The sequence below is a fragment of the Dyella telluris genome (assembly GCF_014297575.1).
Taxonomy (GTDB): Bacteria; Pseudomonadota; Gammaproteobacteria; order Xanthomonadales; family Rhodanobacteraceae; genus Dyella; species Dyella telluris.
The window spans coordinates 3581540-3594181 of record NZ_CP060412.1 but is presented as its reverse complement, the minus strand read 5'-3'; the positions used below and the strand labels follow the sequence as shown (position 1 = coordinate 3594181).

Genomic DNA, 12642 nt, shown 5'->3' with positions numbered 1-12642 from the left:
CCCACTCCGGTGGGGCTTTTTTTACGGCTCGCGGATGCGTGAAGTGAGCACGTGGTCTTCCCACACGCCGGCAATCTGCAGGTAACGCTTCGCATAACCCTCGCGCTCGAAACCAAGGCGCGCCAGCAGTCGCCCGCTGCGCTCATTACGCGGCATGTAGTTGGCCATCACGCGGTGCATGTCCAGCTCATGAAACGCCCACGGCATGGCCGCTTCCAGCACTTCCTGCATCAAGCCCTGCCCCTGCCGGCGCAGCGCAATGCTGTAACCAAGATGGCAGGCCTGGAAGGCCCCGCGCACCACATTGGAAAAACTGAAGGTGGCGAGGATTTCCCGCGCAGACAGGTCCAGCGCCAGGAACGGATACGCACGATCCAGTCGCACCGCCTCGCGTGAATCGGCCAGCGTCTGCACGCAATGATCCAGCGTGTAGTACGTGTCATCCCGCCACGGTTCCCACGGCGCCAGGTGCTCGCGGTTCTGTTCGCGATAGCGCAGCAGGCGCGACGCATCGGCCATCTCCGCCAGGCGGAGCACGGCACGAGGCGTCGTGATGGGATGCAGCACGTTCACGGACGGCCCAGTGCCTCGGCGTGGTGGCGCAGGTGGTCGTCGATGAAGCTGGTGATGAAGTAGTAACTGTGGTCGTAACCCGGATGACGACGCAGCAGCAAGGCCTGTCCGCCTTCCGCGCAGGCCTGGTCGAACAGCTCGGGTTTCAGCTGCGTGGAGAGGAAGCCATCCGCCTCGCCCTGATCGATCAGGATGGTGCCGTCGAAACGGTGCTTGCGCACCAGTTCGCAGGCGTCGTACGCGGCCCACGCCGCGGTGTCCTCACCCAGGTAGCGCGGGAATGCCTTCTGTCCCCACGGCACCTGCGTCGGCGCCACGATGGGCGCAAACGCCGACACCGAGCGGTATTTGTCCGGGTGGCGCAAGGCGATGGTCAACGCACCGTGACCACCCATCGAGTGCCCGGTGATGCCACTGCGCGCAATGTCGACGGGAAAATGCTGTGCCAGCAGCGCCGGCAGTTCATCCACCACGTAGCTGCGCATGCGGAAGCGAGACGACCACGGCGATTGCGTGGCATCCAGATAAAAACCCGCGCCCTCACCGAATTCCCAGTCACCGGTGGCGCCGTCGAAACCGGTCTGGCGCGGACTGGTATCGGGCATCACCAGCACCAGGCCGAGCTCCGCGGCGAGCCGCTGCGCACCGGCCTTGATGGTGGCCGTTTCTTCCGTGCAGGTGAGGCCTGCAAGGAAATACAGCACCGGGCAGGCCGCATGCGCGGCCTGCGGCGGCTGGAACAGCGCGAAGCGCATCGACCCGCCGCAGCTGTCCGAATGGTGCCGGTAAAACCCTTGCACGCCGCCGTGGCAGCGTTGCTCGGAGATCGTTTCGATCCCTGCCATGCGCATTCCCTCTGAAGTACTGAACTGCCGACGATGATACTGCGTCGCTTCAGCGCTCCTGATCGGTAGGCCGCATCAGCACTTCGTTGATATTGACGTGCGAGGGACGCGACACGCAGAACACGATGGCATCGGCCACATCCACCGACTGCAGCTGACGCATGCTGTTCGCCCATGCGTTGAGGTTGTCCTTGGTGGTGGCGTGCCCGATGTGGTCGCGCAACTCCGTTTCCACCACGCCCGGCTCGATCACGGTGACGCGGATGTTGTGCTGGTAAACCTCGCGCCGCAGCGCCTCGGAAAACGCCACCACGCCGAACTTGGTCGCCGAATAGGCGGCGGCATTAGGGTTGGCAACGCGACCGGCCGTCGACGAGATATTCACGATGTGGCCGTCGCGGCGCACGCGCATGCCGGGCAGCGCGGCCTGCGTGGACGCAATCAGGCTGAGCACGTTGAGTTCCAGCATGTGCCGCCAGCGCCCCAGATCGGCTTCTTCCACTGGCTCCAGGTACATGACGCCGGCGTTGTTCACGAGGATATCCAGCCGGCCGTAATGGGCTTCCGCGTCAGCCACGACCCGTGCAGCCTCCGCCTCGTCGGCCAGATCGGCCACCAGCACCAGCGGCTCGGCGCCCAGCGCCGTCAGCTTCGCCGCCAATCCCTCCAGCCGGTCGCGGCGCCTGGCCGCAATGGCCACCTTGGCGCCTTCCTGTGCCAGGCCCAGCGCGGTGGCCTCGCCGATACCCGAAGAAGCGCCGGTGACCAGCGCCACGCGACCATCAAGACGTCCAGACATGAATGTTCCTCGTTGATTGGGCCGAAAAAATCCCGGTGGGGGACGGGCCGGCCTGTTACAATAGCGTCATTCTCCCGCATGCCGCCGTGCATGCCATGTCGAGGTTCCCCCATGTCCTCCCCGTCTTCCGATTCCCAGCCGGCAGCCGTCGGCTTCGCTGCGCTTGGCCTCCATCCGGAGCTGCTGCGCGCGCTCACCGACGTCGGCTACGAGTCGCCCTCGCCCATCCAGGCGGCCACCATTCCGCCGCTGCTGGAAGGCCGCGACGTGCTTGGCCAGGCGCAGACCGGCACCGGCAAGACTGCCGCATTCGCACTGCCGATCCTCTCGCGTATCGACCTGAAGCCCGGCAAGCCGCAGGCGCTGGTGCTGGCGCCCACGCGTGAGCTGGCCATCCAGGTGGCCGAGGCATTCCAGCGCTATGCCACCCACATGCCAGGCCTGCAGGTGCTGCCGATCTACGGCGGCCAGAGCTACGGCCCGCAGCTGCACTCGCTCAAGCGCGGCGTGCAGATCGTGGTCGGCACGCCCGGCCGCGTGATCGACCATCTGGAACGCGGCACGCTGGATCTGTCCGAACTGAAGTTCCTGGTGCTCGACGAAGCCGACGAAATGCTGCGCATGGGTTTCATCGACGACGTGGAAAAGGTGCTGCAGGCCACGCCGCCGAGCCGCCAGGTGGCGCTGTTCTCCGCCACCATGCCGCCGCCGATCCGCAAGATTGCCCAGCAGCACCTGAAGGATCCGGTGGAAGTCACCATCAAGGCGGCTACCACCACCAACATCAATATCCGCCAGCGCTACTGGTTCGTCAGCGGCATGCACAAGCTGGATGCGATGACGCGCATCCTGGAAGCCGAGCCGTTCGACGCGATGATCATCTTCGCGCGCACCAAGTCGGCGACCGAAGAACTTGCCGAGAAGCTGCAGGCACGGGGCCTCGCCGCGGCCGCCATCAATGGCGACATCGCACAGGCGCAGCGCGAGCGCGTGATCCAGCAGCTGAAGGACGGCAAGCTCGATATCCTCGTGGCCACCGACGTGGCCGCGCGCGGCCTGGACGTGGAACGCATCAGCCACGTCATGAACTATGACATCCCGTACGACACGGAAAGCTACGTGCATCGCATTGGCCGCACCGGCCGTGCCGGCCGCAGCGGCGATGCGATCCTGTTCGTCACGCCGCGTGAAAAGGGCATGCTGCGCGCCATCGAACGCGCCACCCGCCAGCCCATCGAAGAGATGAAGCTGCCCACGGTCGAGGCGGTCAACGACGTACGCATCAGCAAGTTCAAGCAGCGCATCAGCGACACGCTGGCCGTCGGCGAGCTGGACCTGTTCCAGCAGCTGATCGAACAGTACGAGCAGGAACACAACATCCCGGCCATCGAGATTGCCGCGGCACTCGCACGCATCGCGCAGGGCGACCAGCCGCTGCTGCTGACGCCGCCGCCCAAGCGCGAATTCACCCCGCGCGAGCACAGCGACCATCGCGGCGACCGCAACGATCGTGGTGATCGCGGCGAGCGCGAGCACCGTTCGCGCGATCGCGACGGCGGCCAGCGCGATTTCACGCCCCGTCCCGTGCGCCCGCACCACACGGAAGAAGGCAAGACCACCTTCCGTATCGAAGTGGGTCACGAACACGGCGTGAAGCCCGGCAACATCATCGGCGCCATCGCCAATGAAGCCGGCCTGGAAAGCCAGCATATCGGCCGTCTGAGCATTCGCGGCGAATACAGCCTGATCGACCTGCCCGCCGGCATGCCGCCGGAAGTGTTCCAGCACCTGCAGAAGGTGTGGGTGAGCCAGCAGCAGCTGCGCATCAAGGAATGGGACGGCGACGACAGTGGCGCCAGCGAAGCACCGCCGCGCCGCCCGGGTGGCGGTTATCGCCCCGGTGGCGGTGGTGGCTTCAAGAAGCATGGCGGCAAGCCGAAGCCGCATGGCCAGAGTGGCGGGCACAAGGGGCCGCGGCGCGGGAAGTAATCGCGCAGTTGTCTTGGAAAGGGGCGCTTAGGCGCCCCTTTTGCTTTTTGCGCTTCGCCTCGGCCGGCAAGGATCGCTTCCTTCTTCCCTGCTCGTTATTCCTGTGAAGACAGAAGGCGCTACTCGACAGCCGCAAAGCTGGTCGCCGAGATCTTTGGCGCTGGGTGCCTGCATCACCGCTTCCGTCTTTAGCCGTCACCCCTGCGGAGGCAGGGGTCCAGCGACTTTGCTCTTGGCCTTCGGGTTCTAACGCTACCGCGACCTGGCCGCCTGCGCAGCGGGCGTTCCGACCTCCTGCCGGAGGCCGGGTCACTTTTCTTTGCTTGCCCAAAGAAAAGTAACCAAAAGAAAAGGCAACCCCATCGCGGCGCTGGCCGGTGAAGCCGGCCAGTCCGTGAGGGTCGGCCGGGCTTTTCGACAGGACATCCCTGTCCTGTCGAAAAGGGATCGGCATCCCTGCCGATCCCCCTGCGGGCCTGTCGTCCGCCCCTCACCGCCGCTCAAGGGGTCGGGTAGGTCAAAAGCCAGAGCCAGAGCCGAAGGCTCGTGCAGCTGCGCTGCACATCGCGTCGCAGGGTGCGACTGAACATGACGTGCCGGCTTTGCCTGTCTGTAGGAGCGCACCCTGTGCGCGAGCACCTGACGGAGCGGTATCGACATGGCGCTGCGGTCGCGCACAAGGTGCGCTCCTACAGGGGCCTCTGGCACCGTGTGAAGCCCGCTTCTCTCTCGCCTCAGTGCTCACCCCAGTCCTCTCCCGAACGGGAGAGGACGAGCGACAGGTGATGTTCAACGTGAACCACCAAGTGGCAAGGAAGGAGGTGCCGCGCAGCGGCACGACGCTCCGCGTTAAGTCCTCTTCGCTTCGGCGCGTTGCGAAGCGCTTGGAAGTACCCGCTGTGTAGAGGCGGAGGTTGCCAAGCAGCAACGTTCCTCAGCTGTTCGGGCTTATCCCATCGGCATGCTGCCAGCTCTTCAGGCCATTTTCTTTGGGTTACTTTTCTTTTGGGCCAACAAAAGAAAAGTGACTCGGCCTCCGGCAGGAGGTCGAAACGCCTCCGCTGCGTAAGCGGCAAGCTGGCGCCTGCGTGACTACCGAAGGCAGAGGGCAAAGGCACCTCGGCGGTCATAAGGCGCCCCCGGCCTTCGCAGGAATGACGGCTCTTACGAGGCGGCGAGGCCAGATTGACCACCCCTTCGGTTCCTGAAAAGCACCTCCAACTTCCGCCGGGATCACGGCTAGAGAAGGAGACCGAGGGCCGAGCACCCATCGTTCCCTCCCGACAACGCATCGTTCACCCCACGAACGCTGCAAACCGCCCACAAACCCCTACCCTATGGTGGTCCCCCGAGGTAACCACCATGACCACCCTCCCCAGCCTTTACATCTCCCACGGTTCGCCGATGACGGCGATCCAGCCGCGCCGCGTGGGCGAGCGGCTGGCTGAACTTGCGCGCGAGTTGCCGCGTCCGAAGGCCATCGTGATCGCCACGGCGCACTGGCTGGCGCGACAACCGCACGTCGGCGGTGCGTCGCGTCCGGAAACCATCCACGACTTCTACGGCTTCCCCCAGGCGCTGTTCGATATTCAGTACCCGGCCAAGGGCGAGCCGGCCCTTGCGGCGCACGTCACCGAGTTGCTCGACAAGGCAGGATTGCCCACCACGCTCGATCCCACCCAGGGCCTCGACCACGGTGCATGGGTGCCGCTGCGCCTGCTTTACCCGAAGGCCGACATCCCGGTGGTGCCGCTGTCGATCCAGCCGCAACTGGGCCCCGCGCACCAGTACGCAGTGGGTCGCGCGCTCGCGCCCTTGCGCGAGGAAGGCGTGCTGGTGATCGGTTCGGGCAGCATCACCCACAACCTGCACGACTTCCGCGCCGGATACAGCGAAGAACGCGAGGCGCCTTACGTGCGTCCGTTCATCGAGTGGATCGAGCGCAAGGCGTCCGAAGGCGATATCGACGCCCTGCTCGACTACCGTCGCCAGGCGCCGTTTGCCGAGCGCGCGCATCCCACCGACGAGCATCTGCTGCCACTGTTCGTGGCACTGGGCGCGGCCGGTGAGCAGGCGCACGCCCAGCGCATCGACGCCGGCATCGAGCATGGTTTGCTGGCCATGGACATCTACCGCTTCGACAGCGCCGCTACTGCACGATGATCGTGCCCACCATCATCGGATGGATGGCGCAGTAGTACGTGTACGTGCCGGGGCGGTCGAATGTCACCGCGTAGCTGTCGCTGGTATCCAGCGCATGTGACGACGCGAATTGCTTGCCGGCACTGACCACCACGTGTGGCTCCTCGTCACGATTGGTCCATACCACGCGTGTTCCGGCGTGAATGGTCAGGGCCTTTGGCGTGAAGGCGAAATTGCGGATATCCACGCTGGCAGGTTTCGCCGGGGTCGTCGCGGCATCAGTGGCCATCGCCGTTGCCGCAACGGCGGTACACAGCAACCATGCAGCGATGACCTTGAATGATGGCGTGGCGCGTTTCACGACATCACCTCCTCGGTCACAGCCAGCGTGTGACTACCCCGCACATGCCGCACGTCACGAATGCCGAGATAGCGATGCAGGTCGCCCGGCGCAATGTCCTTCATGGGCCCGGGCGCCGGCGCCGTGCCAGGCGCGGGCTGCGGATACGCGGTGGAACGCGCGGTGTAGAAGGTGATGTTGCCTTCCACCTTCTGCTGGATCTGGTGGATGTGGCCGTTGAGCACGCTGACCGAACCAAACCGGCGCAGGTAACTCACGGCTTCGTTGCTGTCGTCGGTGCCCCAGCCCCAGTCGGGATAGAGCGGCCATAAGGGCATATGGGCAAACACCACCAGCGGCGTATCCGGCGACAGCGCCGCCAGATCCTTCTTCAGCCATGCCAGCTGGTCCGCACCCAGCGAACCGAGCCCGCCGGCCTTCAGGTTGAGCACGTTGATCAGGCCGACGAAGTGCACGCCGCGATGGTCGAAGCTGTACCAGCCGCCTGCTGTCTGTCGCTCACCAAAACGGTGGAAGAACTCCGCACCGTTGTCGCCGATCACGTCGTGCTCGCCGGGTACGTAGAACACCTTGCCCATGTGCGCGTCCTGCATCACGCCGGACAAGGTATCGAACTCCTCGGGCCTGGAAAGATGCGTGAGGTCACCGGTATGCAACACGAAATCCGTACGCACCTTCTGCGCGTTGATCATGTCGAGCGATTGGCGCAGCGTGCCGGCCACGTCCGGGTTCGGCGCCTTGTGGAAGCCGATATGCGAATCGCTGATCTGCACGAAACCGAAACTGGCATCCGCTGCCGACGCGGCGCCCTGGGCGGTCAGCGGCTGCGCCTTCAACACGCCGCCGTGCATCAGCCACAACGTGCCGGCACCCGCCCATGCCATGCATTTGAGGAACTGGCGGCGGCTGTCGATCTGCGGGTCTTCAAGGTCGTTCATGGTCAGCTCTCCGGTATCGGCAACAGGCACCTCGCCCGCTGCCCTTCATCCCTGATACCGGCCGTCGCGCTGAACTATTCCCCGGCACACGCGGAACGCAGGGGATGGGAATAAAGTGCCGGGAAGCGAGGTAATCCCTCTTATGCCGACCGAGCCGAATGCCCGTCCAAGTGGTGCCGATGCCGCACGAAGCGAGCGCTTCGAGGCGCAGGTGGTGCCGTACCTGGACGCGGCCTACAACCTCGCCTTCTGGCTGGCGCACAACCCGGCCGACGCACAGGACGTGGTGCAGGAGGCCATGCTCCGCGCGCTGCGCTACTTCGACAGTTTCCACGGCGGCGACGTGCGCGTGTGGCTGCTGGCGATCGTGCGCAACACGTTCTACACGCTGCGCGGTCGCGGCCTGCCGGATGCCTTGCACGAAGAGCTCGACGACGACATCCATCCGCTGGTCGACGATGCACCGTCACCGGAAGCCGTGACCTTGTTGGCCGTGGATGTGGGCGCCCTGCAGGCCGCACTGGAACGACTGCCTGCGCCGCTGCGCGAGATCCTCGTGCTGCGCGAGCTGGAGGAGTGCTCGTACAAGGAAATCGCCGGCATCACCGGGCAAAAGATCGGCACGGTGATGTCCCGCCTGGCGCGCGCCCGTGAGCGCCTGCGCAATGAACTCACCTGCCGGCCCAAGGAGGTACGTCGCCATGATGTGCGATGACGCCGGGCTGCTCATGCACGCCTATCTCGACGATGAACTGGATGCGGCCGGCAGCGCTGCCATGGCTCGCCACCTTGACGCCTGCGCGGCCTGCAAGGCGCGCTACGAGACGTACGCGATCATGCAGAAAGCCCTGTCCGAACCCACGCTCTATCGCCGCGCCCCCGATGCGCTGCGGGCGCGCTGGAGCACACCCGCACCGGCCGTCGCGGCCAGGCCGCACGCAGCACGTCGCCGGAGTCCGTGGGTGTTTGCCGCAGCGGCGGGTTTCGCCGCGGCCATGCTTCTTTCCACGCCGGCGTGGCTGCACTGGCTGCCGGCGCGTGGCGTGGGTGACGCGGTCGTCGCGCAGGCCATTTCCAGCCATGTACGTTCGCTCCAGGGCGAGCATCTGATGGACGTGGTGTCCACCGATCAGCACACCGTGAAGCCCTGGTTCGAGGGCAAGCTGGATTTCTCGCCACGCGTGAAGGACTTGGCGGCCGAGGGTTTCCCACTGGTCGGCGGACGGCTGGACGCACTGGAAGGCCACAGCGTGGCCGCGCTGGTCTACAAGCGTCGCCTCCACGTGATCAACCTGTTCCAGTGGCCGGCGGAAGGCACGGCGTCCGCCCAGGCCATCGCGCAGGAACACGGCTATACGGTGATCCGCTGGACGGGCGACGGCATGCGCTACGTCGCCATCTCGGACGTCAACGAGGGCGACCTCAAGCAGTTCGTGCTGGCCTTCCAGAACGAGGCCAATCCGGCGATGACGCGCTGATCAGGCCACCGTGACGGCCACCGGCCAGTCATCGGGCGTCAGCACGGCCAGGCCGTGCCCCAGCCGTGCCTTGTCGCACTGCGCACTGGGGCGACCGGATTCCCATGCCGGCTCCACTTCCCGGCACACCGACGGCCGGCGCTCGTAGATGCCGCAATGCGCCGCTTCGCCCACCACGCCCTGCAGCGAGGTGCAACGCGGGCGGGAAGCCTGCGTGCCGCGCATGACCAGCCGGTGCGGGTCCAGCGTTTCCGCCAGTTCCGGCGGCACCACGCCACCCAGCGAGGCGTCGGCCTCGGACCAGTGGAAAGCCACGCGGAAGTAGGCGCAACAGGCGCCGCAACTCAGGCAAGGATGGAGCATGCGAGGCGTTCGGGTGCGCACCCCCTGGCGCGCGGCGGCGTCATTCTAGAACGCCGGAGGCCCGCTTGGCGCGGGCCTTCGATGTCCGGGTTCGGGTGCCCGCCGTGCGTGCTTACGGCTGCCCGGCGAAGGTGTTGCAGCTCGCCATGTCGCCGCTCTCGAAGCCCGCCTTGAACCACTTCACGCGCTGCGCCGAGGTGCCGTGCGTAAACGAGTCGGGCACCACCCTGCCCTGTGCCTGCTGCTGCAGCGCGTCGTCACCAATCTTGCTGGCGGCGTTGAGCGCCGATTCGATGTCGCCCGGCTGCAGCCAGTTCAGCCGCTGCTGGCTGTGGTTGGCCCACACGCCGGCGAAACAGTCCGCCTGCAACTCCTGCCGCACGGAAAGGCCGTCCGCGCCTTCCATCGGTGCACCGCGCCGGCGTGCCTGCTCCACCTGGTCGAAGATGCCCAGCAGGTTCTGCACGTGGTGACCCACCTCGTGCGCAATGACGTAGGCCCGGGCGAAATCGCCGGCTGCATGGAAGCGGTTTTCCAGCTCCTGGAAGAACGCCACGTCCAGGTAGACCTTCTGGTCACCGGGGCAATAGAACGGCCCGACCGCCGTGGAGGCTGCACCGCAGGCGGTATTCACGCCGCCGCTGAACAGGTCCAGTTTGGGGTCCACGTACTGGCGGCCATGGGCGGCAAAAATGTCGCTCCAGGTCTTCTCGGTGGAACCGAGCACCGCGCTGACGAAATCCTTGGTCTGCGGATCGACCTGTGCCGGCTGGCCGCTGGGCGCGGCCACCTGCTGCTGACCAGACGTGTCCACCTGATTCAACAGTGCGGTGGGATCCTTGAAGAACACCAGGCCCAGGATGGCCAGGATGACGATGCCGCCCAGCCCCAGCCCGCGACCGCCGCCGAAACGGGGTCCGCCACCGCCGCCACTGTCGACCTCGACGTTCTGACTGCGTTCGCCCTTCTGCCAATCCATATGACGGCCCTCGCATGTCCCACGATCGCCAGACGATAACGTCTCCCGCCCCCTCCCGCCATGGGCGCGCCCTCACTAAAGTGGGCGGTCTTTCATTTGTGGAAATTCCCCATGATCCAGCACCTGCCCGCCATCATTGTCGTGCTTACCGTCCTGCTTCAGTTCGGCACCATGTGGGCGGTAGGTCACGCCCGCGAAAAGCACGGCATCAAGGCGCCGGCCGTCACCGGGCACGAGGGCTTTGAACGGGCCCTGCGCGTGCAGATGAACACGCTGGAATCGACGGTGATGTTCCTGCCGTCCCTGTGGCTGGCTGCTCAGTACAGCGCGCCGCTGTGGGCCGGCCTGGCGGGCCTGGTGTGGTTGATTGGCCGGGCGTGGTACGCGGTGAGCTATCTGCAGGATGCGGCCAAGCGCGGCCCGGGCTTCATGGTGTCCATGGCCGGCTGGGCCGCGACGCTCCTGCTGGGCGTGGTCGGGTTGGTACGGGCCATCATGGCGGGCTGAGGCGGCCCGACTCGCGCACAGGGTGCGGGCCACCGCGGGAGCGCGCCCTGTGCGCGACTCCCCTCCCCTTATTCGACCGGATTCACCTTCAGCCGCTCGATACGCGCGCCATCCATCGCCACCACCTCGAAGCGCAACCCTTCGCTAAGGAAGGTGTCGCCCACGCCGGGCAGGCGCCCCAGTTTTTCCAGCACGTAACCGGCCAGCGTGGAAAAGCTGTCGTCGCCGGTAAGCCGGTAGCCGAGCAGGTGTTCGACGCGGCGCAGGTCCAGGCTGGCGTCGAGCATCCAGCTGCCGTCGGTTTCCTGCACGGTGGAAGGGTCGCCGCTGTCCTCGCCGGGAAACTCGCCGGCGATCACTTCCAGCACATCGGTGGGCGTCACCAGACCGAGCACGCTGCCGTACTCGTCCACCACCAGCGCCACTTGCAGCGGTTGGCGACGGAATTCTTCGATCAGGCGCAACACGCTCAGCGACTCCAGCACGGTGAGCGGCTTGCGCACCACCTGTTCGACATCGATGCGACCGTGTTCCAGCAGGCTGGCCAGCAGGTCGCGCGACGATGCCACGCCGACCAGCTGATCCAGGTCGTCGCCAGCCACCGGCAACCAGGCATGACTGGAGGCGGTGACTTCCGCGCGCAGCTGTTCGGGGCTCTCACGCGGATCCACCCAGTTGATCTCCGGGCGCGGCGTCATGATCGAGCGGACCGGGCGGTGTGCCAGATCCAGCACGCCCTGCACCATCGCCAGCTCGTCCTTGCCGAACACGGCGACATTGCCGTCGGCATGCGCCGCGGCCGCCTTGGGCGTGGCATCTTCGTCGTCCCCGCCCGCGCCTCCCAGCAGGTTCAGCACGGCCATCGCGGTACGGTCGCGCAGGTTGCGCGCGCTGCCCAACAGACTGCGCTGGCGATTGCGGCGCATGGTCTGGTTGAACACCTCGATCATGATCGAGAAACCGATCGCGGCGTACAGATAGCCCTTCGGAATGTGGAATCCGAAAGCTTCCGCGACCAGGCTGAAACCGATCATCAGCAGGAACGACAGGCACAGGATCACCACCGTCGGTCGTGCGTTGACGAAGCTGGTCAGCGGCTTGCTCGCGCTGATCATCAGGATCATCGCCACCACTACGGCAATCATCATCACCGACAGGTGATCGACCATGCCTACGGCAGTGATCACCGAGTCGATCGAGAACACCGCGTCCAGCACCACGATCTGCGCCACCACCAGCCAGAAGCGCGCCGGCGCGCGCTTGGCCGCGTCACCGTGGTCGTCCGGTTCCAGGCGCTCGTGCAGTTCCACCGTGGCCTTGAACAGCAGGAACGCGCCACCGAGCAGCAGGATGATGTCGCGCCACGAGAAAGAGACGGCACCCAGGGTGAGGATCGGCGTGGTGAGTTTCACCAGCCACGACATCGCGCCCAGCAGGGCCAGTCGCATCACGAGGGCCAGCGAGAGACCGAGCACCCGGGCCCGGTCGCGCTCCTTCACCTGCAGTTTGTCGGCGAGGATCGCGATGAAAACGAGATTGTCGATGCCAAGGACGATCTCCAGCACCACCAGGGTGAGGAGACCCGCCCACGCAGTCGGGTCGGACAGCCAGTCGAATGCAAACATGGGCTGGCGCCTGAGCGCCGGTTTCCTCCTTGGAACGTCCCGT

13 protein-coding genes are annotated in these 12642 nt (G+C 65.8%); 5 read left to right on the top strand and 8 right to left on the bottom strand.

Annotated features, from left to right (window positions below; all coding sequences use genetic code 11):
- Positions 1-21 precede the first annotated feature (21 nt).
- The 3 genes from rimJ to H8F01_RS15720 are packed head-to-tail and all read right to left on the bottom strand — an operon-like array spanning position 22 to position 2217.
- Positions 22-573 carry a ribosomal protein S5-alanine N-acetyltransferase gene (gene rimJ, locus H8F01_RS15730; protein WP_187056007.1) on the bottom strand — a complete coding sequence of 184 codons (552 nt, stop codon included), beginning with the start codon at positions 571-573 and terminating at the stop codon, positions 22-24.
- Positions 570-1418 (bottom strand): S-formylglutathione hydrolase, encoded by an 849-nt coding sequence (gene fghA / locus H8F01_RS15725; protein ID WP_274380551.1) that lies wholly within the window; start codon positions 1416-1418, stop codon positions 570-572. The genes rimJ and fghA overlap by 4 nt, the downstream gene beginning before the upstream one ends.
- A 49-nt stretch (positions 1419-1467) precedes the next feature.
- On the bottom strand, positions 1468-2217 hold the full coding sequence (locus H8F01_RS15720; RefSeq protein WP_187056006.1) for an SDR family NAD(P)-dependent oxidoreductase: 750 nt from the start codon (positions 2215-2217) through the stop codon (positions 1468-1470).
- A 111-nt stretch (positions 2218-2328) separates the two neighbouring features.
- On the opposite strand from H8F01_RS15720, the gene H8F01_RS15715 reads away from it, so the two are divergent.
- Together H8F01_RS15715 and H8F01_RS15710 are read left to right on the top strand one after the other, a co-directional pair.
- Positions 2329-4206: a DEAD/DEAH box helicase gene (locus H8F01_RS15715; RefSeq protein ID WP_187056005.1), complete on the top strand. Its 1878-nt coding sequence runs from the start codon at positions 2329-2331 to the stop codon at positions 4204-4206.
- Positions 4207-5568: 1362 nt separating this feature from the next.
- Complete coding sequence (locus tag H8F01_RS15710; protein WP_187056004.1) at positions 5569-6369, top strand: dioxygenase family protein; 801 nt, start codon at positions 5569-5571, stop codon at positions 6367-6369.
- On the opposite strand, the gene H8F01_RS15705 is transcribed toward H8F01_RS15710, so the two are convergent.
- Complete coding sequence (locus H8F01_RS15705) at positions 6356-6709, bottom strand: cupredoxin domain-containing protein (protein WP_238481011.1); 354 nt, start codon at positions 6707-6709, stop codon at positions 6356-6358. The genes H8F01_RS15710 and H8F01_RS15705 overlap by 14 nt on opposite strands.
- Positions 6706-7647: a metallophosphoesterase family protein gene (locus tag H8F01_RS15700; RefSeq protein ID WP_187056003.1), complete on the bottom strand. Its 942-nt coding sequence runs from the start codon at positions 7645-7647 to the stop codon at positions 6706-6708. Before H8F01_RS15700 ends, H8F01_RS15705 begins: the two co-directional genes overlap by 4 nt.
- 142 nt (positions 7648-7789) lie before the next feature.
- On the opposite strand from H8F01_RS15700, the gene H8F01_RS15695 reads away from it, so the two are divergent.
- Together H8F01_RS15695 and H8F01_RS15690 are read left to right on the top strand one after the other, a co-directional pair.
- The gene (locus tag H8F01_RS15695; RefSeq protein ID WP_187056002.1) at positions 7790-8362 is read left to right on the top strand and encodes a sigma-70 family RNA polymerase sigma factor; all 573 of its coding nucleotides are present in this window, start codon (positions 7790-7792) and stop codon (positions 8360-8362) included.
- Positions 8349-9125: an anti-sigma factor family protein gene (locus H8F01_RS15690; protein WP_187056001.1), complete on the top strand. Its 777-nt coding sequence runs from the start codon at positions 8349-8351 to the stop codon at positions 9123-9125. The genes H8F01_RS15695 and H8F01_RS15690 overlap by 14 nt, the downstream gene beginning before the upstream one ends.
- Here H8F01_RS15690 and H8F01_RS15685 read toward each other — a convergent pair whose 3' ends face one another.
- Positions 9126-9488 (bottom strand): YkgJ family cysteine cluster protein, encoded by a 363-nt coding sequence (locus H8F01_RS15685; RefSeq protein WP_187056000.1) that lies wholly within the window; start codon positions 9486-9488, stop codon positions 9126-9128.
- Positions 9489-9600: 112 nt separating this feature from the next.
- A complete protein-coding gene (ypfJ, locus tag H8F01_RS15680) occupies positions 9601-10467 on the bottom strand; it encodes a KPN_02809 family neutral zinc metallopeptidase (RefSeq protein WP_187055999.1) in 867 nt (288 codons plus the stop codon).
- A gap of 114 nt (positions 10468-10581) precedes the next feature.
- Here ypfJ and H8F01_RS15675 point away from each other — a divergent pair, with 114 nt between their 5' ends.
- Positions 10582-10974 carry an MAPEG family protein gene (locus H8F01_RS15675; protein ID WP_222615778.1) on the top strand — a complete coding sequence of 131 codons (393 nt, stop codon included), beginning with the start codon at positions 10582-10584 and terminating at the stop codon, positions 10972-10974.
- A 68-nt stretch (positions 10975-11042) separates the two neighbouring features.
- On the opposite strand, the gene H8F01_RS15670 is transcribed toward H8F01_RS15675, so the two are convergent.
- Positions 11043-12599, bottom strand: a complete 1557-nt coding sequence (locus H8F01_RS15670) for a TerC family protein (protein ID WP_187055997.1) — start codon at positions 12597-12599, stop codon at positions 11043-11045.
- Between the last annotated feature and the right edge of the window lie 43 nt (positions 12600-12642).

Bases quoted from the DNA above. Each gene is read 5' to 3' on its own strand.
- fghA (WP_274380551.1), bottom strand. From the start codon at position 1,418: ATGGCAGGGATCGAAACGATCTCCGAGCAACGCTGCCACGGCGGCGTG.
- H8F01_RS15720 (WP_187056006.1), bottom strand. From the start codon at position 2,217: ATGTCTGGACGTCTTGATGGTCGCGTGGCGCTGGTCACCGGCGCTTCT.
- H8F01_RS15715 (WP_187056005.1), top strand. From the start codon at position 2,329: ATGTCCTCCCCGTCTTCCGATTCCCAGCCGGCAGCCGTCGGCTTCGCT.
- H8F01_RS15710 (WP_187056004.1), top strand. From the start codon at position 5,569: ATGACCACCCTCCCCAGCCTTTACATCTCCCACGGTTCGCCGATGACG.
- H8F01_RS15700 (WP_187056003.1), bottom strand. From the start codon at position 7,647: ATGAACGACCTTGAAGACCCGCAGATCGACAGCCGCCGCCAGTTCCTC.
- H8F01_RS15695 (WP_187056002.1), top strand. From the start codon at position 7,790: ATGCCGACCGAGCCGAATGCCCGTCCAAGTGGTGCCGATGCCGCACGA.
- H8F01_RS15690 (WP_187056001.1), top strand. From the start codon at position 8,349: ATGATGTGCGATGACGCCGGGCTGCTCATGCACGCCTATCTCGACGAT.
- H8F01_RS15685 (WP_187056000.1), bottom strand. From the start codon at position 9,488: ATGCTCCATCCTTGCCTGAGTTGCGGCGCCTGTTGCGCCTACTTCCGC.
- ypfJ (WP_187055999.1), bottom strand. From the start codon at position 10,467: ATGGATTGGCAGAAGGGCGAACGCAGTCAGAACGTCGAGGTCGACAGT.
- H8F01_RS15670 (WP_187055997.1), bottom strand. From the start codon at position 12,599: ATGTTTGCATTCGACTGGCTGTCCGACCCGACTGCGTGGGCGGGTCTC.